This is a genomic window from Pseudarthrobacter sp. H2, assembly GCF_050157045.1.
GTDB lineage: Bacteria > Actinomycetota > Actinomycetes > Actinomycetales > Micrococcaceae > Arthrobacter.
The window spans coordinates 5163046-5186922 of sequence record NZ_CP189594.1 but is presented as its reverse complement, the minus strand read 5'-3'; the positions used below and the strand labels follow the sequence as shown (position 1 = coordinate 5186922).

At 67.2% G+C, this 23877-nt stretch carries 23 protein-coding genes; 9 read left to right on the top strand and 14 right to left on the bottom strand.

All coding sequences use genetic code 11. From position 1 onward, the window contains the following. The 4 genes from ACQCSZ_RS24035 to ACQCSZ_RS24020 form a co-directional block, all read right to left on the bottom strand. Complete coding sequence (locus tag ACQCSZ_RS24035; protein WP_427006086.1) at positions 1–873, bottom strand: NAD-dependent epimerase/dehydratase family protein; 873 nt, start codon at positions 871–873, stop codon at positions 1–3. Positions 874–890: 17 nt separating this feature from the next. After that, positions 891–2243 (bottom strand): phosphoribosyltransferase family protein, encoded by a 1353-nt coding sequence (locus ACQCSZ_RS24030; RefSeq protein WP_427006085.1) that lies wholly within the window; start codon positions 2241–2243, stop codon positions 891–893. A gap of 118 nt (positions 2244–2361) precedes the next feature. Next, positions 2362–4707 (bottom strand): magnesium-translocating P-type ATPase, encoded by a 2346-nt coding sequence (mgtA, locus tag ACQCSZ_RS24025; RefSeq protein WP_427006084.1) that lies wholly within the window; start codon positions 4705–4707, stop codon positions 2362–2364. Then, complete coding sequence (locus tag ACQCSZ_RS24020) at positions 4596–5096, bottom strand: cation-transporting P-type ATPase (protein WP_427006083.1); 501 nt, start codon at positions 5094–5096, stop codon at positions 4596–4598. Before ACQCSZ_RS24020 ends, mgtA begins: the two co-directional genes overlap by 112 nt. Before the next feature lie 221 nt (positions 5097–5317). Here ACQCSZ_RS24020 and ACQCSZ_RS24015 point away from each other — a divergent pair, with 221 nt between their 5' ends. Then, entirely contained in the window at positions 5318–7798 is a 2481-nt protein-coding gene (locus ACQCSZ_RS24015; protein ID WP_427006082.1) for an HAD-IC family P-type ATPase, read from the top strand. A gap of 35 nt (positions 7799–7833) precedes the next feature. On the opposite strand, the gene ACQCSZ_RS24010 is transcribed toward ACQCSZ_RS24015, so the two are convergent. Together ACQCSZ_RS24010 and ACQCSZ_RS24005 are read right to left on the bottom strand one after the other, a co-directional pair. Further along, the gene (locus ACQCSZ_RS24010; protein ID WP_427006081.1) at positions 7834–8679 is read right to left on the bottom strand and encodes an alpha/beta fold hydrolase; all 846 of its coding nucleotides are present in this window, start codon (positions 8677–8679) and stop codon (positions 7834–7836) included. 128 nt (positions 8680–8807) lie between these two features. After that, entirely contained in the window at positions 8808–9017 is a 210-nt protein-coding gene (locus ACQCSZ_RS24005) for a hypothetical protein (protein WP_427006080.1), read from the bottom strand. Positions 9018–9210: 193 nt separating this feature from the next. On the opposite strand from ACQCSZ_RS24005, the gene ACQCSZ_RS24000 reads away from it, so the two are divergent. Further along, positions 9211–9450: a hypothetical protein gene (locus ACQCSZ_RS24000; RefSeq protein WP_427006079.1), complete on the top strand. Its 240-nt coding sequence runs from the start codon at positions 9211–9213 to the stop codon at positions 9448–9450. 52 nt (positions 9451–9502) lie between these two features. Here the strand turns inward: ACQCSZ_RS24000 and ACQCSZ_RS23995 are convergent, their stop codons facing one another. The 4 genes from ACQCSZ_RS23995 to ACQCSZ_RS23980 form a co-directional block, all read right to left on the bottom strand. Next, positions 9503–9916 carry a VOC family protein gene (locus ACQCSZ_RS23995; protein WP_427006078.1) on the bottom strand — a complete coding sequence of 138 codons (414 nt, stop codon included), beginning with the start codon at positions 9914–9916 and terminating at the stop codon, positions 9503–9505. A gap of 197 nt (positions 9917–10113) precedes the next feature. After that, on the bottom strand, positions 10114–10680 hold the full coding sequence (locus ACQCSZ_RS23990; protein ID WP_427006077.1) for a type 1 glutamine amidotransferase domain-containing protein: 567 nt from the start codon (positions 10678–10680) through the stop codon (positions 10114–10116). Between the two features lie 57 nt (positions 10681–10737). Further along, positions 10738–10977 (bottom strand): hypothetical protein, encoded by a 240-nt coding sequence (locus ACQCSZ_RS23985; RefSeq protein WP_427006076.1) that lies wholly within the window; start codon positions 10975–10977, stop codon positions 10738–10740. Positions 10978–11161: 184 nt separating this feature from the next. After that, positions 11162–11758 (bottom strand): hypothetical protein, encoded by a 597-nt coding sequence (locus tag ACQCSZ_RS23980; protein ID WP_427006075.1) that lies wholly within the window; start codon positions 11756–11758, stop codon positions 11162–11164. A 230-nt stretch (positions 11759–11988) separates the two neighbouring features. On the opposite strand from ACQCSZ_RS23980, the gene ACQCSZ_RS23975 reads away from it, so the two are divergent. Next, the gene (locus ACQCSZ_RS23975; RefSeq protein WP_427006074.1) at positions 11989–12441 is read left to right on the top strand and encodes a DUF4232 domain-containing protein; all 453 of its coding nucleotides are present in this window, start codon (positions 11989–11991) and stop codon (positions 12439–12441) included. Between the two features lie 67 nt (positions 12442–12508). On the opposite strand, the gene ACQCSZ_RS23970 is transcribed toward ACQCSZ_RS23975, so the two are convergent. Next, entirely contained in the window at positions 12509–13486 is a 978-nt protein-coding gene (locus ACQCSZ_RS23970) for an ABC transporter substrate-binding protein (RefSeq protein ID WP_427006073.1), read from the bottom strand. 215 nt (positions 13487–13701) lie between these two features. Between ACQCSZ_RS23970 and ACQCSZ_RS23965 the strand changes: the two genes are divergently transcribed. Further along, entirely contained in the window at positions 13702–14211 is a 510-nt protein-coding gene (locus ACQCSZ_RS23965) for a MarR family winged helix-turn-helix transcriptional regulator (protein WP_427006072.1), read from the top strand. Here ACQCSZ_RS23965 and ACQCSZ_RS23960 read toward each other — a convergent pair. After that, a complete protein-coding gene (locus ACQCSZ_RS23960; RefSeq protein ID WP_427006071.1) occupies positions 14192–15289 on the bottom strand; it encodes a hypothetical protein in 1098 nt (365 codons plus the stop codon). The two genes, ACQCSZ_RS23965 and ACQCSZ_RS23960, sit on opposite strands and share 20 nt — an antisense overlap. 121 nt (positions 15290–15410) lie before the next feature. Between ACQCSZ_RS23960 and ACQCSZ_RS23955 the strand changes: the two genes are divergently transcribed. The 4 genes from ACQCSZ_RS23955 (at position 15411) to ACQCSZ_RS23940 (ending at position 19998) form a co-directional block, all read left to right on the top strand. Beyond that, positions 15411–17285: a Na+/H+ antiporter gene (locus tag ACQCSZ_RS23955; protein WP_427006070.1), complete on the top strand. Its 1875-nt coding sequence runs from the start codon at positions 15411–15413 to the stop codon at positions 17283–17285. Between the two features lie 90 nt (positions 17286–17375). Next, a complete protein-coding gene (locus ACQCSZ_RS23950) occupies positions 17376–17630 on the top strand; it encodes a DUF2630 family protein (protein WP_427006069.1) in 255 nt (84 codons plus the stop codon). Between the two features lie 51 nt (positions 17631–17681). Continuing rightward, entirely contained in the window at positions 17682–18659 is a 978-nt protein-coding gene (locus tag ACQCSZ_RS23945) for a CapA family protein (RefSeq protein ID WP_427006068.1), read from the top strand. Positions 18660–18753: 94 nt separating this feature from the next. Further along, the gene (locus ACQCSZ_RS23940; RefSeq protein WP_427006067.1) at positions 18754–19998 is read left to right on the top strand and encodes a multicopper oxidase domain-containing protein; all 1245 of its coding nucleotides are present in this window, start codon (positions 18754–18756) and stop codon (positions 19996–19998) included. A gap of 134 nt (positions 19999–20132) precedes the next feature. Here ACQCSZ_RS23940 and ACQCSZ_RS23935 read toward each other — a convergent pair whose 3' ends face one another. Beyond that, positions 20133–20348 carry a hypothetical protein gene (locus ACQCSZ_RS23935; RefSeq protein WP_427006066.1) on the bottom strand — a complete coding sequence of 72 codons (216 nt, stop codon included), beginning with the start codon at positions 20346–20348 and terminating at the stop codon, positions 20133–20135. Positions 20349–20379: 31 nt separating this feature from the next. After that, positions 20380–21465 (bottom strand): LLM class flavin-dependent oxidoreductase, encoded by a 1086-nt coding sequence (locus ACQCSZ_RS23930; protein WP_427006065.1) that lies wholly within the window; start codon positions 21463–21465, stop codon positions 20380–20382. Between the two features lie 125 nt (positions 21466–21590). On the opposite strand from ACQCSZ_RS23930, the gene ACQCSZ_RS23925 reads away from it, so the two are divergent. After that, positions 21591–23759, top strand: a complete 2169-nt coding sequence (locus ACQCSZ_RS23925) for a transglycosylase domain-containing protein (RefSeq protein ID WP_427006064.1) — start codon at positions 21591–21593, stop codon at positions 23757–23759. Positions 23760–23877 lie beyond the last annotated feature (118 nt).

Sequence of the window (23877 nt, the reverse complement as noted above, 5' to 3'; positions counted from 1 at the left end):
TCAGTCTTCGGTGGGTGTGGTGCGGTTCGAGTGGTAGTGCCGCCAGCTGTGCTCGGGTGCGTAACCCAGGAGCCGTTTGGCCTTGTCGATCGAGAGCAGGGTCTCGTGCTCGCCCAGTTCCTTGACCACCGTGACGTTCGGGAACACGTCCGCGGCGAGGCTGGCGCTGGAACGGCCCATCACGGTGTCCCCATTGGCGATGATGAACGCCTCGAACCCCGGCTTGCCGCGCTCCAGGGCGCGGGCCACCGCCTGGGCGCCGTCCCGCCCGTCGATGTAGCCCCACAGGTTCCACTTGCGCAGTGCCGCGTCGGCGTCGAAGGAGGGGAACTCCTCGTAGTCGGCCGGGTCCATCACGTTGGAGAACCGCAGTCCCGTGATGCTCAGTTCCGGGTCCCAGCGGGTGAGCTGGACCGCCAGCTGCTCCTCGAGGTGCTTGACCAGCGAGTAGGTGCTTTCCGGCCGGGCCGGGTATTCCTCGTCGACCGGGAGGTAGGGAGGGTCGACGTCGAACGGCAGTCCCAGCACCGTCTCACTGGAGGCGTAGACAATCTTCTTGATCCCGGCCCGCCGGGCCGCCTGGAACACGTTGTAGGTGGACTGCATGTTGTTCTCGAAGGTGGCGGCGTCCGGGGCAAGCCCGGGGGCCGGGATCGCGGCAAGATGCACGACGGCGTCGAAGCCGGTGTGCCGGTCGTCCAGGCCCAGGAAAACGTCGACGACCGCCCCGTAGTTGCGCAGGTCCAGCTGCACAAAGCCGGGCCCTCGCTCGCCGGTGCGGTCCAGGTTGGTGACCCGGTGGCCGTCCTCGGTGAGCCTGCGGACAACGCTCCGGCCCAGCTTTCCGCTTCCTCCGGTCACTGCAATTCTCATCAGGATCTCCTCTGTCGTCATCCGGGCACAGGTTCGGCCGAGGCCATCAGGTACCGCTTGAACCAGTCCCTCGCGAGGATGGCCGCCGCTGCCAGGGTGCCCGGTTCCTCGAACAGGTGGGTGGCGCCCTGGACCACGGCCAGCTGGTTGGGGCAGCGCAGCATGGCCTTGGCCCGCCGGTTGAGCTCCAGGACCTGGTAGTCGAGGCTGCCCACGATCATCAGGGTGGGCGCGCTCACAGCCGAAAGCCGGGGGCCGGCGAGATCCGGACGGCCGCCGCGGGAGACGACGGCGGCGATCCGGGCGGCGGGTTCGGAGGCGGCCCACAGCGCAGCCCCCGCGCCCGTGCTGGCGCCGAAGTAGCCGACCTCGCAGGAGGCGGTGTCGGCCCGGGTGGCGAGCCAGTCCGTGGCCGAGGACAGCCGGCGTGCGAGAAGTTCGATATCGAAGACGTTGGCGCGGTTGTGCTCCTCACCGGGCGTCAGCAGGTCCAGGAGCAAGGTGCCGAGCCCCGCTTTTTGCAGGACGGAAGCCACGAACCGGTTCCGCGGGCTGTGGCGGCTGCTGCCGCTTCCGTGGGCGAACAGCACCACGCTCGTGGCCGGAACCGGAAGATGAAGCTGTCCCTGGAGCCGGACGCCCCGTGACGGGATCTCCACTTCCTCGTCGGATTCGACGGGGTCAGCGGCCTCGGCTGCGGCGGCCCGGCGCGACGCTGCCGGGGAATCCCGGAGGCGCTTCGCCGCGAGGTCGAGCAACGCCAGCACCTCGTCGTCTTCGGTCGGCGAGAAGTCACGGTAGTGGTAGCCGACGGCGGTGAACTGCCGGGGCGTCGCCAGGCAGACCAGCTCGTCCGGTTCGGTCAGGGCCGCGAGGGTATCTGCCGGTGCCACCGGCACGGCCAGGACCACCCTGGCGGCGCCGAGCTTCCGGGCTATCCGGCAGGCCACCCGGGCGGTGGAGCCGGTGGCGATCCCGTCGTCGACGATCACCGCGATGCGTCCGGTGAGGTCCTCCCGGCCCCGGCCCTTCCGGAACCGGGCCACCCTTTTCTCCAGCACGGCGCGCTCATGATCCTCGACGGACTGCAGTTCCTGCTCCGTTACCCTGGAGTGGGTCAGGACCTGGTCATCCAGCACCCGCACCCCGCCCTCCCCGATGGCGCCCATGGCGAGCTCGGGCTGGTACGGAAGTCCGAGCTTCCGCACGATGATCACGTCCAGAGGCGCGTCCAGGGCTGCCGCAACCTCGAAGGCTACCGGCACGCCGCCGCGGGGAAGGCCCAGGACCACGGTGTCCTGGCCCCGCAGTTCCGCCAGGCGCCGGCCCAGTTGCCGGCCCGCGTCAACCCTGTCTTCAAAAATGCTCATTGCCGTGGCTTTCCAGTCGGGAAGTCGGCCAGTGGCCTCGTCAGCAGCGCGTGCTGCGCTCCGCAGGCTGCACTGCGGGCTGCACTGCGGGAATGGACCTCATGGCCGCTGCCTCCAACTATCCGCCGGACACCCTGGCGGGGCGAGGGCCTTTGTGCCCGGTTTTGCGCCTTCGACGCTGTCCCGGGCCGTGGTTGATGAGCAGCGGCCCGGCCACCGGGATGCTGAAGCGTGCGGCCCGGCGGGCGATATGGTGGGTCGTGCCACGGCGCCGCACGGCAGCAGGTCTGGCAACAGCAGGCTGCTGGGCTGCGCGCGAGAAGAACCAGTGCTTGGCAGTTTCCACCAGGACCAGATACACCACCGTCATGCCCAGCAGGGCCAGGAAGAACGGGACGGGCAGGGGATCGAAGCCCAGCACTCCGGCCAGCGGCGAGAGCGGAAGGAAGATACCCAAGGCCACGACGCCAAGGGACGCGCAGGCCAGGCCCACGGAAGGCCGGCTGCGGAAGAACGGGACGCGCCGGGTCCGGATCGCGAAGATGATCAGCGTCTGGGTCCCGATGGACTCGATGAACCAGCCCGCCCGGAATTCCCCGGGGACGGCGTCGAACGCGAAAAGCATCAGGGCGAACGTCGCGAAGTCGAAGACGGAGCTGATCGGCCCGAAAAGGAACATGAAACGACGGATGAAGCCGATGTTCCAGTGCGAGGGCGCCACCAGCTGCTCCCTGTCCACGCGGTCACCCGGGATGGCCAGCTGGCCCGTGTCGTACAGCAGGTTGTTCAGCAGGATCTGGCCCGGCAGCATCGGCAGGAAGCTCAGCACCACGGAGGCCGTGGCGGCGCTGAACATGTTGCCGAAGTTGCTCGAGGTTCCCATCAGCACGTACTTGATCGTGTTGGCGAAGATCCGGCGCCCTTCCATCACCCCCTCGGCCAGGACGCCCAGATCCTTGTCGAGCAGCACCACGTCGGCCGCGTCTTTGGCTACGTCAGTTGCGCTGTCCACGGAAATGCCGATGTCGGCGTCGTGCAGGGCGAGCGCATCGTTGACGCCGTCGCCCATGAAACCGACGGCCCCGCCGCTTTTCCGGAGCAACCGGATGATCCGGGCCTTCTGCTCGGGCGAGACGCGCGCGAAGATACTCGCCTCATCTGCGGCGGCGGCCAGCTCGGCGTCGGACATGGCCTCCACCTCGGCGCCGGTCAGCGTCCCGCCGGAGAGTACCCCGAGCTCGCGGCAGACCTTTTCGGCAACCTTGGCGTTGTCGCCGGTGGCGATCTTGACTGTGATGCCGAGCGCATCAAGCTGGTCCAGGGATGCCCGGGCATTGGCCTTGGGCCGGTCCAGGAAGATGAGGAATCCGGCCAGGACAAGGTCCTTTTCATCGGCCGGCGTCATGTCCGCCAGGCCGGCGGCCGGCCTGCTGGCCACGGCCACCACCCGGGAACCGGCGTCGAACTGCTCGTCCAGTATGGCCTGGACGCCGGCCGGGGCATTCATGCACAGTGCGAGGACGTCTTCCGGCGATCCCTTGGTGATCATCCGGGCCGCGCCGCCGCGGTCCCGGACCAGCACGCTGGTCCTGCGCCGCTGATGGTCAAAATCGATCACGTCCAGGCGCTCGTAGCGTGCCGGCTGGAAAGCCGTTGCCTGCGGCGACTCCCATAGCGCGGCGTCCAGCGGGTTCAGGCCGACGGCGGATGCCTTCGCCTCGGAATACTCTGCCTCCGTGGCCAGCAGGCCCAGGGTGAAAAGTTCGCTCTCGGAGATGCCCGGGGCCGTTGGCAGAGCGCCGGTGAAGCTGATCCGTCCCTCCGTCAGGGTGCCGGTCTTGTCCGTGACCAGGATGTCCATGTCGCCGAGGTCCTCGATGCAGACCAGGCGCTTGACCAGAACCTTCCGCCTGGCCAGCTGCCTGGTTCCCGTGGCCAGGCTGGTGCTGACGACGGCGGGCAGCAGCTGCGGCGTGATCCCGACGGCGATCGCCAGCGAGAACAGGAGTGATTCGATGAGGGGCCGGTGCAGCAGCAGGTTTGCGATGAAAATCAGCGAAGTGAGGCCGATCGCGACCTGCAGCAGCAGGTACGAGAAGCGTTTGAGCCCCAGCTGGAACTCGGTCTGCGGGTGCCGCTGGCCGAGGCCGAGGGCGATCCGTCCGAACTCGGCCCGGCCGCCGGTGGCGACCACCACCCCGGTGCAGTTGCCCGACTGGATCACGGTTCCCATGAAGAGGCAGGATGCCAGGTCGCCCAGCGCCGCGCCGCCGGGCACCGGGGCCGGGTCCTTGCCGACCGGCAACGATTCCCCGGTCAGGATGCTTTCGTCGCACAGCAGGTCCTTGGCCGTCAGCACCCGCATGTCGGCGGGGATGATCGCACCGATCCCCAGATGCACGACGTCGCCCGGCACCAGGGCGGTGACGTCGACTTCGCCGGCGGCCCCGTCGCGGACAACCACCGCGCGGTGCGTGACCCGCGAGTGCAGGCCTCGGCGGCGCGCTCGGCCCGGAATTCATTGCTGAAGCCAAGCCCGACGCTGACCAGCAGGATCACGCCGATCACGACCGCGTTTGTGGCGTCGCCCAGGAAGAGGGAAAGCCCCGCGGTGATGAACAGCAGGATCAGGATGGGGCTGCGGAGCTGCCGGCCCAGCACGGACCAGCCGCTGGCCTGGTGCGTGCGCACCGCGTTCGGCCCGAGTCCGGCCAGGCGTTTGGCCGCTTCGCCGCTGCTCAGTCCGCCCGCGCCGGAGCCCAGCTGCTTAAGGACCTCGTCCGCGGGGCGTCGGGCGGCGTCGGCGATGGCTACCGGCGGGGAGTGCGGCTCCTGTACATCGAGCTCTGGCATGCAGGATCCATTCGGAAAGGTCACGTTGGACTCAGGGTACGTCGTCGAGCTGAACGGTTGCCAAAAATCCCGTCAACAAGAGTGCTGGAGTCGCTCGGCCACGGCCCGACACGGACCCACTTCGAGGTCGGAGCGGGTCCGCTGTGGGGTGCAGGCCCATGCCACACTGAAAGCGGAGGGCACCAGCTTAGGATGCCCTCGACCACCGGAGAATGGCACACATGGCTCAGCGAGACACCCAGGACGTGGCCGGCCACCGGAGTCCGGCCCGGCACTCCTTCAAGGCACTGACCCGTCACGGGCTGACTGCCAACGACGTCGCTGACCGCGTCCGCGACGGCCGGAGCAACGCCGTTCCCAACAACACGAGCCGGAGCCTGTGGCACATCTTCCAGGCCAACGTGCTGACGCTCTTCAATGGGATCGTGGGCGCCAGCTTCCTGCTGCTGCTGTTCCTGGGCCAATGGAAAGACGCGCTCTTCGGTTTTGCCGCGGTCGGAAACGCGATCATCGGCGTGGTGCAGGAGTTCCGGGCCAAGATGCAGCTGGACCGGCTGGCTGTCCTCAATTCGCCCACGGCGCGTGTCCTGCGGGACGGCGTCGTCCAGGTGATCGCACCGGCCGACGTGGTTCAGGACGACATCCTGGAGCTCCAGACCGGCGACCAGGTCCCCGCGGACGCCGCCGTCCTCGACGAGGACGGCCTTGAGCTGGATGAATCACTGCTCACCGGGGAATCCCGGCCCGTGGGCAAGAACGCGGGCATGGAGGTGCTGTCCGGCTCAAGCGTGGTCGCCGGCCACGGCAGGGCCCGAGTGATCCGGGTGGGGGCCGACTCCTACGCAGGCAGGCTGACCGCGCAGGCGAAGCTCTTTTCCCTGGTCCATTCGGAGATCCGGGACAGCCTCAACCGGATCCTGCGATGGATTACGTTCGCGCTCCTGCCCATCATGGCCGTCGTCATCAACGGCCAGATGCAGGCCCTGGGCGGCTGGGAGGAAGCCCTCCGCACCGGAACCTGGCCGACCGGGGCAGTAGGGTCTGTGGCGGCCGTCATCGCCATGATCCCGCTGGGCCTGGTGCTGATGACCAGCGTCGCCTTCGCCGTCGGCGGCCTCCGCCTGGCCCAAGGGAAGGTCCTCATCCAGGAACTGGCAGCCGTGGAGGGCCTTGCCCGGGTCGATGTCCTGTGTCTGGACAAGACGGGAACGCTGACCGAGGGCAAGATCATTTTCGACGCCGTCCACCCGGCCAGCGGCACACCGCCCGAGGGATGGAAACTGGCGCTCGGGTGGTTCGGCGCCGACCCCCACGCCAATGCCACTGCCCGGTGCGTGGCCCCGCACTTTCCCCATCCTGAGGCCGTCGCCCCGGTTTCCACCGTCGCGTTCTCGTCGGCGACAAAATGGAGCGCGGTCAGCTTCGGCTCTGCCCCTGCCGTCGCTGGCGTGTCCACGGGGCCCGGCAGCGCCGGCAGCGAGGACGCCGCGGGCACGTGGGTGCTCGGGGCGCCTGACATAGTGCTTGACGCCGGGGCGGAAACCGAAGCCGCCCTGGGCAGGGCATCGGACCTTGCGGCCTCAGGCCTCCGCACCCTCGTACTGGCCCACGCCGCGGGCACCCTGAAGGTCCCCGGCGCCGGAAGCCCGTCGCTGCCGGATGGGCTGGTTCCGGCTGTGCTCCTGACCTTCCGGGAGAAGATCCGTCCCGATGCGGCACGGACCCTGGCGTATTTCCGGGAGCAAGGTGTCGGGCTCCGCGTCATTTCCGGGGACGACCCCCGGACCGTGGCAGCGGTGGCCCGCGAGGTCGGGCTCGAGTCCGACGGCGGCTATGATGCCAGGCAGCTCCCCCAGGATCCTGACGAACTGGCAACTGTGATGGAGCAGCACACGGTGTTCGGCCGGGTGACCCCTTCGCAGAAGAAAGACATGGTCCTTGCGCTCCGCCGCTCCGGCCATGTTGTCGCCATGACCGGTGACGGTGTCAACGATGCGCTGGCCCTCAAGGAGGCGGATATCGGCATCGCCATGGATTCGGCCGCGGCGGCCACCAAGGCGGTATCCCGGCTTATTCTGCTGGACGGCCGCTTCGACCGCCTTCCGGGTGTGGTGGCGGAGGGACGCCGGGTCATCGCGAACATTGAGCGCGTGTCCATGCTGTTCCTCGCCAAGACCGCTTATGCCGTCGGATTGTCGGTCGTCTTCGGCGCCCTGCTGTGGGGGTTTCCGTTCCTCCCCCGCCAGCTGTCGGCCACCGATGGGCTGACCATCGGAATCCCGGCGTTTTTCCTCGCGCTGATGCCGAACCTGCGCCGGTACCGCCCGGGATTCCTCCGGCGGTCCCTGTCCTTCGCCGTGCCAGCCGGACTGATCGTCACCACCACGATCTTTGCCATCTCGCTTTACGCCCGGGTCAGCGGGGGCTTTACCGAAAACGCAGTGCGGACGGCGTCAGTCCTGGCGTTGTCGCTGACGGGGCTGTGGATTCTTTCGGTCCTGTCCCGGCCGTTCGATCTGCGCCGCCTGGGCATTATTGGCGCCATGTACACCGCACTGGCTTTCGTGCTTGGAGTCCCGGCCGTGGCTGACTTCTTGGGTATCGAATGGCCCCCTGTCGCGCTGCTGACGGCAACGCTTATTTCTTCCTTCGCCGCCAGCCTCGCCATCGAAGTCCTTGGCCGGATCCGGGCCCGCGACTGACCACGCTCCGCACCCGGCCCCTCCTGTGGCGCCGCTCACGCCCTGAATTCCTCCGTAGCCCCGGCGGCGGCAGGAAGCCCGGCAAAGGACGTGATGGCCTCTGCCACCTCGACGGCCCGGTTGTGCTGGACGACGTGCCCCGTTCCGGGGATTTCCCGCAACTGCCCGGCCTTGGCCCGTCCGGCCAGCCGGCGGGACCAGGCCACACCGGCCACCGGATCTTTGGCGCCCCGCAGCACCAGGACCGGCGCAGTGACGCCGGTGATCCGTTCTTCCGTGGGGTAGCCCATCATCACCCGCAGGGTCTTGAGGTACCAGGACGGGCCGCAGCGCAGGTAGTCGGTGAAGACGAGGGCATTCGCGGACGGGCTTTCGAAGAACAGGCTGTCGTAGCCGAGGGCGAGCGCCTGCTGGGCCACGGTGCGGCGCTTCGGATCCACGACCGGTCCCATCAGCACGAGTTGGCGGATCCGCTCCGGCTGCTGGAGTGCCGCCTGAATGGCGAACTGGGTGCCCATCGAGTGGCCCACGAGCACGAAGTCCAGGACGCCGAGCTGCTCCAGGGCACCCAGGATGTACGTGGCGTGGTCAGCCACGCTCAGGGTGTGGTCCGGCCGCGGGGTGGCGCCGAAGCCGGGCAGGTCAACCGAGTAGGTGTCCACCGTCTCCGCCAGCACGCCGTGGAGCCGGCCCAGGTAGCGGTGCGAGACACCGATGCCATGAACCAGCACGACGGCGGGGCGGGGCCTCCCGCCGGCGGGGCCGCCGCCGTCGGGGCCTGAATGCTGGTTTCCCTGCAGGCCGGCGGGCGGACGCCGCGAGACAAAGACATGGCCGAGGTGGCCTGCGGCCTCGATCTCGAAGCGGACGGGGCTGCTCATGGGAACTCGTTTCTGCTCAGCGTCGGGGCTCAGCGACTCCCGCGAGCTGCAGCTGGTTCGCCCATTGTAGTAAGCAGGATCAGCAGGGCCGCCGGACCAATGACCGCCCCGGTCAGGCCGCGTGCCCGCTAGGCGTCCCGTTTGTCCCGTTCACTGAATTCCTCATCGAGGTCATAGTGCCGGAACTCGGTTTCCGGGTTCGGTTCCCCGTCGGCAACGTATTCGTAGTCAAGCTGGCGCTGGACCTGGCTGTCGAGAACCTGCAGTTCCCTGTCCTCGACCTTGCTCAGGTCCTCGGGAAAATCGTCGTCGGGTGTGAGGTGCAGCTTCTCGGTCATGGGTCGCCTCTCTGGATCGGGAGGAACGGACTCGCTCATGCGGTGTCCCGGGCAGATTAAGGATAGCCGCCGCTCCCCGACAAGGGAATCCTGCGGAAGAACAGGCGGATCCTGTACGGGCGGGGGAGGCAGCGGTATCTTGGGCGGATCAGCGCCCCCGACGGGGCTGGAGCAAATGAGCCGGGAGGGATCGATGGGCACCGAAGCGAAGGACCCTGAAGAGATCGTGAAGGACGGGGTGGAGAGCCAGGCCAAAGCTGTGCCGCGGGAGGAGGAGGCCGGCCGGGCGTCCGGGACGCCGCCGTCGCACTCGGAAGCCGACCAGGACGCCGGAGCCGCCGGCGACACCCGGAAGGTGCCGGGCCCGGCCGAGGAGCAGGACGAGGAAACGGGCGATGACCGGGGCCTCACCACGGACGCGAGCCCGGACTGAAGCCCGGGTCCGTGGTCCGCGGTCCCGGGCACCAGCCGGCCCGCCGTGGCGCCTAGCTTGCCGCGGGCGCGATGTTGACCAGCCAGTCCACCCCGAACTTGTCCTTGCACATGCCGAAGGTATCGCCCCAGGGCGCCTTCTCCAGCGGCATCGCGATGGTGCCGCCCGCGGCCAGTTTGTCGAAATAGCTGCGGAGTTCGGCCTCGTCGGAGCCGCTCAGGGACACAGAGAAGTTGGTACCGGGCGTGTAGTCCATGCTGTTGGGCGTGTCCGCCCCCATCAGCACCATGCCGTTTTCCGTGGTCAGCATGGCATGCATGATCTTGTCCTGCTCGGCCGCATCTTCGCTGGCATGGTATTCGCCGAAGGTGCTCATGGCCAGGTCGCCGCCGAAGACGCTCTGGTAGAAGGTCATGGCTTCCTTCGCGTTGTCACGGAAACCAAGGTAGGGGTTGAGCGTCGTCATGTGCGGACTCCTTGCAGCGTTGGGGCGCCGCCCAGGTGCCCGGTGGCAGCGGCGGCGCACGTTTACACGGCATATCCTGCCCCATACAGGCCGCCCTTGATAGGCCTGATGCCTGCGGCAAGCGGGACAGGGACCGACGGCGGCACGCGCCGCCGTCGGTCCCTGTCCGCTTGTTCCGTTCCGTTCCGGACCCGTGCTCAGGCCGTCTGGCCGGCGTGTCCGCCTTCTTCGATCTCCTCCAGCATCTTGTCGTTGAAGGCCGGGAGGTCGTGCGGTTTCCGGCTGGTCACCAGGCCCTGGTCCACCACCACTTCCTCATCCGTCCAGTTGGCCCCCGCGTTCAACAGGTCCGTCCGGAGCGTGTGGTACGAGGTCATGTTCCGGCCCTGGACCACGCCGGCATCGATCAGCAGCCACGGTCCATGGCAGATCGAGGCAACCGGCTTGTGCTGTTCAAAAAAGGCCCGGGCAAAGGCCTGGGCGTCCTTGTCCACCCGGAGATGGTCCGCGTTCACGACGCCGCCGGGGATGACCAGCGCATCGAAGTCTGCCGCGTCGGCCTCGGCCACCGGGAGGTCGACGGCGAAGGTCCCACCCTTCTCCCTACCGTCGTAGCCCTGCAGCTTCCCGCTCTTGGGAGATACCAGGACGGGTTGCCCGCCGGCTTCCTTCACGGCGTTCCACGGGCTGGTCAGCTCGACCTGTTCCACGCCGTCGGTCAGCAGGAACGCGACCTTCTTGCCCGCAATGTTGTGCTCCGACATGTGTCCTCCTCTGTACCGGGGCAGGGGGATATCAGGACGGTTGCCCCGCCCGTGCGCCTACCCGACGGGGTCCGGAGCGTCAGGCTCTCCGGTCTGGGGATGATCGGATGGATGCTTGGCACGCGCTTCCAGCAGATGATGTTCGAGCTTCTCTTCGGCATCCCGGCGACGTTGACCGACGATGCGCATCTGCTGGGTGATCGGACTACCAAAACCGTCCAGATGCCCGGATGACACCGTCTTCATCTGCCCGGTGACGGGAGACGAAGTACCTCCAAGTTCAATATTTTCGCCCATATATGAATGATCCCACCCCGCCGAACGGCTGAAAAGATTCATCCCGCACCCGAAGCGGGACGTGGTCGGGACATCGTAGCGGCGGCCCTGGCGGGTTCGAATTTCCCGCCCGGGCCGCCTACCCCGGCTTCAACCGAGTCATTGCGTGACCGCACCGCCGTGGTACTTCTACACGTACCCATCATCAGGCCGGCCGAGAAGGGCCGTAGGACCTGTTTGCCCCACACCCTGGTCCGGCAGCCCAGGCTCCCCCAGTTAGGCTGGCTGCCATGGGGAATCGTGTGGGTGTTACGGCAGGCAACGCGTGGACGGCAGCGGCGGCAGGATGCGGGTGGCTGTTAAGCGGTGCCCTGTTCGCCATTCTGAGCTGGTTCAGCATCGTTCCCATCTCCTTCGCGCGGCTGGTGGTTCCGGAAACAGTGGCTGCCTCCGCCTGGCGGTCGGTGATGCCCTGGCCCGTCATCGTCCCTGCATTGTCCGCGCTGACCCTGATGGGATTGACAGTGCTGCTCCTGCACTTTGCGTCCCCCCGCCCGGCTGCGGGGAAGGCCCGCGCGACGCCGGCCTTCATGACTGTGTGGCTGTGCGTCGTGCTGGCATCGTTCACCAGCAGCGTGCTGTGGTCCGCCGGGACCATCCTGGCGGCGTGGCCCCCGCCGCGGGCGGCGATGCTGTTCAGCAACGTCGAGTCCGCGATGCTGTCCGCGGGATACTGGGGCATCATCTGGGGCTGGATCCCGGCTTTGGTGTGGACGCTGATGGCCCGCCGCCGGCCCGGCATCGGCCAGCCCGGCGACGCACCGGAACGCACCGCCCGCCCGACGCCGGCGCGCACCCTGCTGCTGGGCGCGACGGCTGCCTGCGGCGTGCTGCTCGTGGCGGCCGCGCCGCTGTCCGGCGCGGCGGGCCGCGCCGCTGTCCGGCGCGGCGGGCCGCGCCGCCAAGGCCGTCCAGGTCCGCCCGGCCCTCACACCGGCCCCGTCCGAGCCCCCGGTGGTCTACGGCTCCCCGATGGTGGGCCCCTCCCTGCAGGCTCCGGATCCGGCCTGGTGCCGCGGCGAACAGGTCACCGTCTCCCTCGGGGAACCGGACGCCGCCACCGGGCACCGGGGCATGCCCATCCGGGTCGTGAACACCGGCGGCAGTCCCTGCGTCCTCAACTCCTATCCGGATGTCGCCTTCAATGACACCGCCGGATGGGCCATGGAGGTCCTGCTGGTCCGCGGCGGTTCCTTCATGACCACGGATCCGGGCGTCCGCCCCGTCACCGTGGCCCCCGGCGCCACTGCCGAGGCGCACCTGGGCTGGAACGCCATGGCCGGCGCCGGCGACACCCGGGTGGGCACCGTCCTGGTCGCGCCGTTCTCCGGTGCGGCCCGCAGCAGCCTGGCCATGGACCTGGACATGGTGAACGGCGGTTACGTGGCAGTCACAGCCTGGAGCCTGCCCAAGTCCGCCGGTTAGGCAGAAAGCCGCAAGAGGACGACGGCGGAACCTCCCGCCGTCGTCCTCTTCATTTCACCGACGGCCGCTATTTCAGGATCGTGCCCGAAACGTCTGGCGTTGAGGGCACAATTCCGTACTTGGCCATCAGCTCGCCAAGTTTCCCCAGGGTGGGTTCATCCAGCTTGCCGTCGAATGCCTCCAGCCGGAGTTCCTTGGCCACGGCCTCCGGCATCTTCATAAACCCGGGCAACAGTGCCCGGACCTTGTCGGGGCTGCCCTGCGCCAGGGCAAGGGTCTCCGTCATGGCCGCCTTGAAGTCAGCAACCACCTGCGGATTCTGCTGGGCATAGTTGCCGCTTGTGAAGGTGACCATGGTGGGCAGGCCCGGCAGCGCCGCCTGGTTGTTGTAGGTCACCAGCTTGTTGCCTTCCGACAACAGCTTTGAGAGGAACGGTTCCGGAACCCAGACAGCATCCACGTTCCCCTGGGCCAGCTGGGCCCCCATGTCTTGGAACGGCAGTTCGAGGAATTGGACCGCGCTCGGATCGCCGCCCTGTTTGGACACGACTTCCTTGATGGTCAGGTCCCCCTGCGCATTGATGGTGTTGACCGCGACCTTCTTGCCTACAAGGTCCTTGGCCGAGGTAATGCCGGACTGCGCCTTGGCGACGACGCCATTGATGTCATTGCCGGTGGCGAGGGAGTTCGAGTATCCGGAGACGATCTTCATGTCCAGACCCTTGTTTTTGGCCAGGATCACGGACAGCGGGTTCCCCACGGAGAAGTTCATCGTTCCAGTGGAGACGGCGGGAAGCATCGCTGCGCCACCCTGCCCGCTCTGCAACTCGACCTTCAGCTTGTGCTTCGCAAAGATCCCCTCGTCGATGCCCAGCTGCACGGCAGCCGACGGCGCAATCGAGATCACACCGACGCTGATGTTGCGGACACCATCGCCTCCGGCGGCCGGGGTGTTCGAGGCGGACCCGGACAGCGACGCGCCGCCGCAGCCGGTGAGCAGCAACGCCGCGGCAACTCCGACGGCGGCAAATTTGAGTCTATTCATAACAGTCCACTTCCTTGGGGTGAGTTATCAGACGATCGGGGCACTTTGCAGGGCAGCGCCCTGGAGGGCAGCACCGAAGCTACATAAATGACAACCCATATAGTTGAGATTGTCAATGATAATTTTCTCAACTATTTTCGGGACAGCAGGAATGCCGACGGTATCGTTGGAGCTGTCAAGCGTTCTTAGGCGCCAACCAGAAGCTGCGAGGACCTGTGGCCGAAACAACTCAGCATGGGGACAACCCTTGGGAAACCGGTTCGATTCCAGCCGCCCCGGACCGCCTGCTCGCCAGCGATCTGGTGAATGAAATAGAATTCCTGGCAGCGCGGGCGCGATCTCTGGGCAGCGGCCACGCTAACGCCTTGCTGGCCTCGCTGGATCTCCGGGTGCGCTCCTACTCGGTCCTGGCGATGGCATGCAGCGACTCGGAGCCATCGCAGCGCGAACTCGCTGATTTCCTGCGCTTGGATCCCAGCCAGATTGTCTCCTTGGTTGACGGACTGGAGCAGCGCGGACTGGTGTTTCGCGCGGCTGATCCCCGCGACCGGCGATCCAAGGTCATCCGCCCGACGGCCGCCGGCAAGGAGCTGCATCAACGTGCCGCGGCAGCTGTCCGGGAGGCCGAAGATACTTCCCTGGCACCGCTCGACGGTCCGGAACGGGATCAGCTCCGGGTCCTGCTGCGGAAGATCGCGTTCGGCGTCAGGACGCCGGGCGGGTGAACGGAATCCGCTCAAAGCTGAGGGCTTCCCGGGTCCCCTCCGGGGTGCTCGTGACCTTGAGCCAGTCCTGGGCGTTGTTCGAGCCGTCCACCGTGACCCGCGTGAGGTTTTTCGCCGGGGCCAGCTGGCCGTAGAAGGCCAGCCACGGGGATCCGGCCGCCAGCGGGTGGTCCTGGTTGAACACGTGGCTGTCGCCGTTGATCAGGTACACCGGGCCGCCAAAGGCGTTCGACTCCTCGATCAGCGTCTGGACCAGCGGCTTGTAGGCGCCGAAGTCAGCCTGCGAAGGGTTCGGAACGGTCGGGTCAAACATGTCGGCCTGGGTCATCACGACGACGGCCCGGTTGCCGTCCCCGCGGGCCTTCCGGAAGGTTTCCTTCAGTTCCTGGATGTCCGCCGCCGTCCGTGCGCGGACTTCGCTGAGCTGCTCGGCGGTGGGCGCCGTCTTGCCCAGCCCGGACCAGGGCAGCATCGAGTTGTCGCTGCCCGGAATGTTCACGGCGGTGAAGGCGATGTCCTTCTTCTGGAAGCTGACGTTTTCCGGAAAGCCCTGGCGCGCCTGGGACTTGACCTTCATCGGGGCTCCCAGCGTGATTCCGGGCTGCGGGACGAAGATTTCACGGACCTTCGCCAGGCGTTCGAGCGGGTTGTAGGCACCGTTGTTCGTCCGGTGGCAGTCCGTCCATTCGTTGTCCCCGGGCGTGTAGACCAGCGGCAGCGTGAACGTGTCGAAGTTCTGGCGGATTCCGGCAAAGTACTCGTCCGTGCACGGCGAGGAGCCGTTCTTGATATCTCCGACATGCCCGACGAAGGACAGTTCCTTATGTGCATTGATGTCCTGGATGTAAGACGGGAAGGCCTGGATTTCGGCGGCACCGTAGGGGACATCGCCGATCATGGCGAAGCTGAGCCGGCTCCGCGAGCCGTTGTCGCCGTCGTTACGGCCCGCGGTGCTGTTGCTTTCCTGGCCCTGCCCGCCTGGGGGATTTCCTTCTGTCGCCTGCGCCGGGACTGCCAGCAGCGATGCCGACATCATGGCGGCGGCGGTGGCCATCAATACTTGGTTCAGGGGGCGCATCTCGTTCTCCTTGTTCAGGGCATCCGATTCCTGGACAAGGCTAGGGCCGCGATCCGAACGGAGTGGGTCAGGGAGATGAACTCAGGGCTCCGGCGGTCTCCGCACCTGAAACAATGGTTCCATGGACGTCGCCCTGGGAGTGCTGGCCCTCGTTGCGGTCGTGTGCGCGGGAAGCGCCCTGGGCCGGAAGCTCAATGTCCCGGTACCGCTGCTGCTGGTGCTGGCCGGCGTCGGGTGTTCCTTTCTGCCGTTCGTCCCCAGGATCGAGCTGAATCCCGAACTGGTCCTCATCGGGCTGCTGCCTCCGCTCCTCTACGCCGCGGCGCTGCGGACCTCGCTGTTCGACTTCGGCTCCAACCGGCGCGCCATCGGGCTGCTGTCCGTCGGCTACGTCATCTTCGGCACGGTCGCCGTCGGCTTCGTTGTCAGCTGGCTGTTTCCCGAAATCCCGCTCGCTGCGGCCATGGCACTCGGGGCCGTCGTCGCACCGCCGGATGCCGTGGCGGCGACAGCCATCGCGCGCAAAGTGGGCATGCCCCGCCGGATCGTCAACATCCTGGAAGGCGAATCGCTGGTCAACGACGCCACCGCGCTGGTCTGCCTGCGCGCCGCCATCGCCGCGATCTCCGGAGCCGTCTCTGCCACGGAGATCGCTGCCGGATTCCTGCTTGCCGCCGGCGGCGGCCTGGCGGTCGGCATCGCCGCGGCCTACGTGCTCACGGAGCTCCGCCAACGGATCCGCAACGTCCCCATCAACACCTCCATCTCCCTGATCGCGCCCCTCGTCGCCTACCTGCCGGCCGAGGCAATCCATGCCTCGGGCGTGCTGGCCGTGGTGGTGACCGGCCTGGTCATGGGCACCAAGGCGCCATTAATGCCGAACGGGGCCGCACGGCTGAGCCAGCGCAGCAACTGGAACACCGTCCAGTTCCTGCTGGAGAATGCCGTGTTCCTCCTGATCGGGCTGCAGGTCCGCACCATCATCGAGGGCGTCCGGGATGACTCACTGGGCGCGGACCGGATCTGGCTCGGCTGCGCGGGGGTGCTGCTGGCCGTGCTGCTCCTGCGTCCGGTCTGGGTGTTTCCGGCCACCTATCTCCCCCGGCTCATCCCGGCCGTCCGCCGGAATGACCCGGCACCGTCATGGCAGTTCCCGGCCATCGTTTCGTGGGCGGGCATGCGCGGCGTGGTGACGCTCGCGGCCGTGCTGGTCCTGCCGGCGGAGATGGAACACCGCTCCGTCCTGATCCTTGCCGCCCTCGTCGTGGTGGCCGGCACCCTGGCACTGCAAGGCTTCACCCTGCCGGCCCTGGTCCGGCTGCTCCAGATCCAGGGCCCAGACCCGCGCGAGGACGCCCTGAACCAGGCCTCCCTCATGCAGCTGGCCACGGCCGCGGGGGTGCGGCGCCTGCACGAGCTGCGGACGGCCAGCGACCCGCCGGAAGTCGTGGCGATGCTTAAACGCCGGACCCAGGAGCGCGGCCTGGCGGCGTGGGAGCGGCTCGGCCGGCCGTCGGCGGAGGCCGCCACGCCCAGCCAGCGCTACGCGCAGCTGCGCCTGGCGATGCTGGAGGCCGAGCGCGCCAAGGTCCTGGAACTGCGGCGCGGCGGGGAGTATGCCCACGAAGTCCTCAGCGAGGTCCTCGACAGGCTCGACGTCGAGGAGTCCATGCTCGACGCCAGCCTGGATGAACTGGACATGTCCCCCGGTGGCCGCGGCGAGGGGATCGCCAGGCCGGGCGGGGTCTGCGAACATCTCGGGTCGGCTCCCGATCCGGCGGTCCCGCCGGGCGCCGCCTGCAGGCAGTGCCTCCGGGAAGGCACGACGACGGTGCACCTGCGGATGTGTGTGGCGTGCGGAAACGTCGCCTGTTGCGATTCGTCCCCGGGGACCCATGCCCTCAGGCACTTCCAGACCAGCGGCCACCCCGTCATGCGGAGCATCGAACCCGGCGAAGACTGGCGCTGGTGCTACGCGGACGAGCTGCTGGGCTGAGCCGCCGGAACGGCTGGGCACCCTCTGGTCAGGGCCGGCCACCGTCCGTAGGCTGGGAAAGGGACCGCCGCCCGACGAGAAGAGGAAACTGTGGACAACCAAGACATCCTGGAACGCATCAAGGCGCTGGTGGAGGAAGAGCACAGCCTCCGGGAGACGGCGGAAGAGTCCAATGAGATCAAGTCCGGCGGGATTCCCGATCCCCACCGGCTCCGGCAACTGGAGGAGCAGCTGGACCAGTGCTGGGACCTCCTCCGCCAGCGGCGAGCCAAGAAGGACTACGGCGCGAACCCTGACGAGGCCCGGACCCGCCCCGCGAAGCAGGTGGAAGACTACAACGGCTGAGCCGCCGGGCCCTCGGCCGGGCCGCCCAAACCGCAGACGGGCAGGTGCGCAGTGCAGATTGCATTCCTGGGGGACGTCATGCTGGGCCGGCTGGTGAACCAGCGGCTGAGGACAACCGGCCCGGATTATCCCTGGGGAGACACGGGCCCCGTCCTGCGGCAGGCGGACGTCCGCTTCGCCAATCTCGAATGCGTCCTCGCCGACGGCGGCACACCCGAGCCCGGCAAGGTCTTCCACTTCCGCTCCGACGTCAAGAATGTGGAGACCCTGCGGCGCGGCGGGATCGATGTGGTGTCGCTGGCCAACAACCATGTGCTGGACTTCGGCACCGACGCGTTCCGGGAGATGCTGCCGGCGCTGGACGCCGCCGGCATCCTGCATGCGGGGGCCGGTCTGGACAGCGAAGCGGCCCGGCGCCCCACGGTGCGGCGGGTGGCGGGCGCCGCCGTCGGCTTCATCGCCTTCACGGACAACCAGCCCGGCTGGGAGGCTTCGGAGGCGTCGCCCGGCGTCCACTTTGTTCCCGTGGGCGACGGCGGGCGCCGGGTGGCGGAGCTGCTGGAACTGGTATGCGGGACCAAGACGCGCGTCCAGCTGCTGATAGTTTCCGCGCACTGGGGTCCCAACTGGGGTTCCGAGGCCCCGCCCGGGCATCAGGACCTGGCCCGGGCGCTGATAGATGCGGGGGCCGACGTCGTGTTCGGGCACTCGCCGCACATCTTCCGCGGCGTCGGGCTCTACCGGAACCGGCCGGTCATCTACAGCGCCGGCGACTTTGTGGACGACTACGCCGTGGACCCGGTGGAACGCAACGACCAGTCCTTCATCTTCATGCTGGAAACCCGGGGGAACGCGCCCCACACGCTGCGGCTGCATCCGACGCTCATCACAGATTTCCAGGCCCGACTGGCGCACGGCAGCTCAGGGGAGATAGCCGGACGCATGCAGCGGCTGTGCCAGGACCTCGGAACCCGGAGCCTCTGGAACGCTGCCGGCGGTTTCCTGGAGATCCCGATCGGCCAGGCATAGCCGGGGCAAGAAAAGTCCAAGCTGTCCGTCCTACGTTTCCCATGTTGAAGCTGCGTCACTCCGCACAGCATGGATTTGAAGGTGGGAGCATCACATGGGCAGTCACGTAATGACACCGGAGCAAATGCGCAGGGGGCCATTGTTCTGGCCCCGGTGGGTCTTGTTGTTGCTCCTGCTGGGGATGGTCGCGGCGCTGACGCCGATCTTCGTTCTCTCGGGTTCGGCAACGGCAACGGTGCCGGCCAAGGGACAGTACGTTCCTCAGGCCCGGACGTACTACATCGGCGCCGACGAGGTCGACTGGAACTATGCGCCGTCCGGAATAAACCAGATCACGGGCGCCGCCTTTGACGATACCGCGGCGGTCTTCACCAAGCCTGGCCCCCAGCGGATCGGCACCACCTACGTGAAGTCGCTGTATCGGGAATACACGGACGCGTCCTTCACATCGCTCAAGCCGCGCAGCGCAGCAGACCAGCATCTCGGCATGCTCGGCCCGGTCATCCGCGCCGTCGTCGGCGACACGATCAAGGTGGTCTTCAAGAACAACCTCGACCGTCCGGTCTCCGTTCACGTCCACGGCGTGTTCTACGACAAGTCCAGCGAGGGCGCTCCGTACGACGACGGCACGGGGGCAGCGGACCACGGTGACGACGCCGTCGCCCCGGGAACCGCATACACCTACAGCTACAAGGTTCCGGATCGCGCCGGCCCCGGCCCGATGGACGGGAGTTCTGTGATGTGGATGTACCACTCCCACACGAACGAGGTCGGAGACGACTACGCCGGCCTGGTGGGTCCGATGGTGATCACCAAGGCCAGTGCCGCCCGCGCGGACGGCACCCCAAACGACGTCGACCGTGAGTTCTTCGTCCAGTTCAAGGTCAGCAATGAAAATGCCAGCCCGTATCTGCAGCGCAACATCGACCGCGTCGCCGCCGACCCGGCCAGCGTTGACACCGGCAGCGAAGGGTTCGGGGAGAGCAACCTGATGCACTCCGTGAATGGGTATGTCTTCGGCAACCTGCCGCTGGACGCAATGACCATGCGAAAGGGGGAACGGGTCCGCTGGTACCTGATGGGCATGGGCACCGAGGTGGACCTGCACACCCCGCACTGGCACGGCAACACCGTGACCGCGCTAGGGATGCGCACGGACGTCGTGAGCCTGCTGCCGGCCAGCATGGTGGTGGCCGACATGGTCCCGGATGACGTGGGCACCTGGCTGTTCCACTGCCACGTCAACGACCACATCAGCGCCGGCATGCTCGTCCGGTACCGCGTCACCGACGCGGATAGCTCCGGGAACGGCAACGGCAACCATTCCGGGCACTCCTGAAGGTCATGACGGGATGGCGGATCCTCGGCACGCAATCCGCCATCCCGCAAGCCCCCATTCCTGGCACGGCTGTGTGAGACTTGGGCATCGGGCTCAACAGAGACTGTTTATACCCTGCCGCAAGGCAGGCGCTCCTAAGGAGTCATGCAGACGTGAACAGTCCAGAACGAGACGAATCCGGCGATCGTGGGCCGCAGGAACACCATGAAGATCGCCCCGATCTGAGCAGTCTTCACATCCGCGAGGACGTCGCAAAGGCAGGCTGCTGCGGCAATGTCCACCTTCCCACTGGCCGCACCTGCATCCAGCCTGAGCGCCACCGGGGCTCGTGCGCGTTCGTGGAGCCGCACGCCGCAGCGGATATTGCCGTCCGGTAGCTCCTCAGTTTCCCGTGGACGTACCGGTTTCGGCCAAGCCAGCCGCCGCCGCGCCGGGACCGGCCGCGCCGATTTCGCGGTTCACGGCGGGCATGATTTCGGTGGCGAGCAGCTCGATGGACCGCGCCGTCTCCGCAAACGGCAGGCCGCCGAGCCCGATCTGGGCCATGTACCGGCTGTTGCCGAGGGTCCCGTGGATTTCCAGCAGCTTCTCGATGACCTGCTGGGGGCTTCCCACCAGCAGCCCGCCGCCGGGCTCGGTCCACTCGTCGAAGGTCGCGCGGGGGAAATGGTCCACCGGGCGGGGCATGTTCTGCTCGAAGTAGGCCCGGTAGTAGGGGTAGAACGTGTCGCGCGCCTGCTGCGAGGTGGGCGCGGCATAGAAGTGGCCGCCGGCCCCGACCTGCAGCCCGGCGGCGTCATGGCCGGCGTCGGCAGCGCTCTGGCGGTAGAGCTCCACGAGGCGGCGGAACCGGGCGGGGCCGGACAGCAGCGCAACGAACAAGGGCAGCCCCAGCCGCCCGGCCCGGGCAAAGCTAGCCGGCGTTCCGCCGACGCCGACCCAGACCGGAAGCTTGTCCTGCACCGGCCGCGGGGCGATGTCCAGCCCGGCGAGGCTCTGGGTCAACTGTCCCTGCCAGTCCACGACGGCGTGGTCCCGGAGTTCCAGCAGCATGCGCAGCTTCTCGTCGAAGAGCGCGTCGTAGTCTTCCAGCCTGTGGCCGAACAGCGGATAGGACTCCACGAAGGCGCCCCGGCCCGCGATGATCTCGGCCCGCCCGTCGGAGATCAGGTCCAGGGTGGCGAACTGCTCGAAGAGCCGCACCGGGTCCTGGGTGGAGAGCACAGTGACGGCGGTGCTGAGCCGCAGGTTCTTGGTTTCCCGGGCGATCGCGGCCAGCACGATTTCGGGGGCGGAGAGGGCGAAGTCGTGCCGGTGGTGCTCCCCCAGCCCGAGGAAGCCCAGACCGGCCTGGTCGGCCAGCTTCGCCAGTTCGATGATCTCCTTCACGCGCTGCTGCGGGGACAGCGCACTGCCCGTCCTGATATTGCGGGAAAGCTCGCCAAAGGTAAAAATGCCAAAGTCCATATTTATTGAACATTCAAGTATTGAATTTCATTCCCCCGCCGGAAAATCGACTCCCGCGGTCTGGCCCGGAGCGGCCTTCCGGCGTATTCTGAAGGCACGTTTCGAGCGTGATGGCTGGACAGAAAATGGCGCCGCAGAACCGAATAGGATCCCGTCTGGCCGCGGCCCTCTGGAGGGTCTTGGGATTCTTGATCGTGAGCGCGATCTGCGGCGTGCTCACTGCCAGCCTGGTGGTCCCCGGTGTTGCTGCTGCCGGCCTTGCCGTCAGCAATTCGATCACGTTCTTCAACGGCCTCCCCTCTGACCTGACCGTCAATTCGCCGTCGCAGTCAACCAAAGTGCTGAGCGCGGACGGGAAGCCGATCGCCACCTTCTATGCGGAGAACCGGGTGAAGGTCGGGCTGGACCAGATGTCCCCCTACATCAAGGACGCGATTGTCGCCATCGAGGACAGCCGCTTCTACCAGCACGCCGGCGTGGACCCGCAGGGGATTCTCCGGGCGCTGACGTCCAACCTGACCAGCGGCGGCCGGCAGGGCGCATCCACGCTGACCCAGCAGTACGTCACCAACGTGGTCAATGAGTCCCTGTTGTCGGCGGACAGGGGTGACCAGGTCATCCTCAGCGGCCAGAAGAGCTTCGGCGACAAGGTGCGCGAGATGAGGCTCGCCATCGAACTGGAGAAGAAGTACAGCAAGGACCAGATCCTCGAGGGCTACCTCAACATCGTGTTCTTCAACCGGGACGCCTACGGCATTGAGGCCGCGGCGCGGCATTTCTTCAGCACCACGGCCAAGGACCTCACCCTGCCCCAGGCCGCCCTTCTTGCCGGGCTGGTTAACAGCCCCACCTTCTATGATCCGTCGGTCCATCCGGAAAACTCCGTCAAGCGGCGCAACCAGGTCCTGGAGGCGATGCTCCGCCAGGGCAAAATCACCCAGGCCGACCATGACCCCGCTGCAGCCAGCAGCGTCGAGCTGAAGATCGCTCCCGCGAAGCAGGGCTGCGCCGCCGCGGAAATGGCGCCGTACTTCTGCGACTACGTTTCCCACCTCATCCTCAACAACCCGGCGTACGGCGTCGACGCCGCCGACCGCGAGAAAAGGCTGTACCGCGGCGGCCTGACCATCACCACCACCCTGGACAGCAGGCTGCAGGCTCCCGCGCAGGCACAGGTCGATGCCACCGCCGGGGCCAACCCGGACAAGTGGGGGGCTTCCCTGGTCTCGATCCAGCCCGGCACCGGCAAGATCCTGGCCATGGCGCAGAACACGGTGTTTCTTCCCGAACCCGGGAAATTCGACACGCAGCTGAACTTCAACGTCGATTCCAAGGACGCCAGCGGCAATGACCTGAACGGCGCCGGCGGGTTCCAGCCCGGGTCCACCATGAAACCGTTCACGTTCGCGGAATGGCTCAATGAGGGCAAGTCCCTGGTGGCCGAGGTGGACGCCTCCCGGCGGACCTACCCGCTGGACTTTCCCTGGAGGTCCAGCTGCGGAAAGGTCCTCGGCGCCTACGCTACGGCGCAGAAAGCCCTCGGCGCCGCGGACGACCTCCAGAACAACGATGCGGGCTATTACCGCAAGATGCCCGTCAACTACGGGCTCTACAACTCCATCAACACCGCCACCTTCGCCGAGGCCGCCCAACTGGACTTCTGCGGCATCCAGAAAATAGTCGACACCGTAGGGCTCCACAGCGGCGTGGACAACGCCCCGGTGAACATGCTTCAGCTGGGCAACCTGCTGGGTGCCATTGGCGTGGCGCCGCTCCACCTGGCCAACGCGTTCGCCACGTTCGCCAATGACGGCAAGTACTGCGCCCCGATCGCCATTGTGGACGTGACCGATGCGGCGGGGCGGAAGCTTCCGGCCGAGACCAGCAGCTGCCGTGACGCCGTGAAGCCCGAGGTTGCCCGCGGCGTGAACTCCGTGCTCCAGGACGTGCTGAAACGGGGGTCCGGCATCTACATCGCACCCAAGGTCCAGGACAAGGTTCCGGTGGCGGCAAAGACCGGCACCTCCAACAACAACGGCGCGACCTGGGTGGCCGGCTACACCACCGGCCTTGCCACCGCTTCCTTCTTCGGCGACACCCTGGAAGGCCAGAAACGGCCCGGCCAGAACATCACCATCAACGGCAAGTTCTACAAGAACATTGACGGTTACATGCTCGCCGGCCCGCAGTGGGCGAACTACGTGCTCCAGGTCGCCGGACTCTACCCGGCCGCCGCTTTTCCCCCGCCGCCCGAGTCCATGACCAAGCCGCCGGCGCCGGGCCAGGCACGCTGACAGAGAGGCCCCGTTAACGTTCCCGAAACAAACCTGACACGCCATCTTCACGCAACGGCCGTTCCTGAAACCTCCCCGCAATCTTTTTCCCCACTTTCGGAAACACGGTTCCCGGAGG

Coding starts and splice junctions, on each gene's coding strand:
- ACQCSZ_RS23960 (WP_427006071.1), bottom strand. CDS start 15,289: ATGCGCCCCCTGAACCAAGTATTGATGGCCACCGCCGCCGCCATGATG.
- ACQCSZ_RS23925 (WP_427006064.1), top strand. CDS start 21,591: ATGGCGCCGCAGAACCGAATAGGATCCCGTCTGGCCGCGGCCCTCTGG.
- ACQCSZ_RS23955 (WP_427006070.1), top strand. CDS start 15,411: ATGGACGTCGCCCTGGGAGTGCTGGCCCTCGTTGCGGTCGTGTGCGCG.
- ACQCSZ_RS23930 (WP_427006065.1), bottom strand. CDS start 21,465: ATGGACTTTGGCATTTTTACCTTTGGCGAGCTTTCCCGCAATATCAGG.
- ACQCSZ_RS24005 (WP_427006080.1), bottom strand. CDS start 9,017: ATGACCGAGAAGCTGCACCTCACACCCGACGACGATTTTCCCGAGGAC.
- ACQCSZ_RS23985 (WP_427006076.1), bottom strand. CDS start 10,977: ATGGGCGAAAATATTGAACTTGGAGGTACTTCGTCTCCCGTCACCGGG.
- ACQCSZ_RS24015 (WP_427006082.1), top strand. CDS start 5,318: ATGGCTCAGCGAGACACCCAGGACGTGGCCGGCCACCGGAGTCCGGCC.
- ACQCSZ_RS24030 (WP_427006085.1), bottom strand. CDS start 2,243: ATGAGCATTTTTGAAGACAGGGTTGACGCGGGCCGGCAACTGGGCCGG.
- ACQCSZ_RS24000 (WP_427006079.1), top strand. CDS start 9,211: ATGGGCACCGAAGCGAAGGACCCTGAAGAGATCGTGAAGGACGGGGTG.
- ACQCSZ_RS23975 (WP_427006074.1), top strand. CDS start 11,989: ATGGTGGGCCCCTCCCTGCAGGCTCCGGATCCGGCCTGGTGCCGCGGC.
- ACQCSZ_RS24020 (WP_427006083.1), bottom strand. CDS start 5,096: ATGCCAGAGCTCGATGTACAGGAGCCGCACTCCCCGCCGGTAGCCATC.
- ACQCSZ_RS24010 (WP_427006081.1), bottom strand. CDS start 8,679: ATGAGCAGCCCCGTCCGCTTCGAGATCGAGGCCGCAGGCCACCTCGGC.
- ACQCSZ_RS23995 (WP_427006078.1), bottom strand. CDS start 9,916: ATGACGACGCTCAACCCCTACCTTGGTTTCCGTGACAACGCGAAGGAA.
- ACQCSZ_RS24035 (WP_427006086.1), bottom strand. CDS start 873: ATGAGAATTGCAGTGACCGGAGGAAGCGGAAAGCTGGGCCGGAGCGTT.
- ACQCSZ_RS23990 (WP_427006077.1), bottom strand. CDS start 10,680: ATGTCGGAGCACAACATTGCGGGCAAGAAGGTCGCGTTCCTGCTGACC.
- ACQCSZ_RS23970 (WP_427006073.1), bottom strand. CDS start 13,486: ATGAATAGACTCAAATTTGCCGCCGTCGGAGTTGCCGCGGCGTTGCTG.
- ACQCSZ_RS23940 (WP_427006067.1), top strand. CDS start 18,754: ATGGGCAGTCACGTAATGACACCGGAGCAAATGCGCAGGGGGCCATTG.
- ACQCSZ_RS23980 (WP_427006075.1), bottom strand. CDS start 11,758: ATGCCGGGCCGGCGGCGGGCCATCAGCGTCCACACCAAAGCCGGGATC.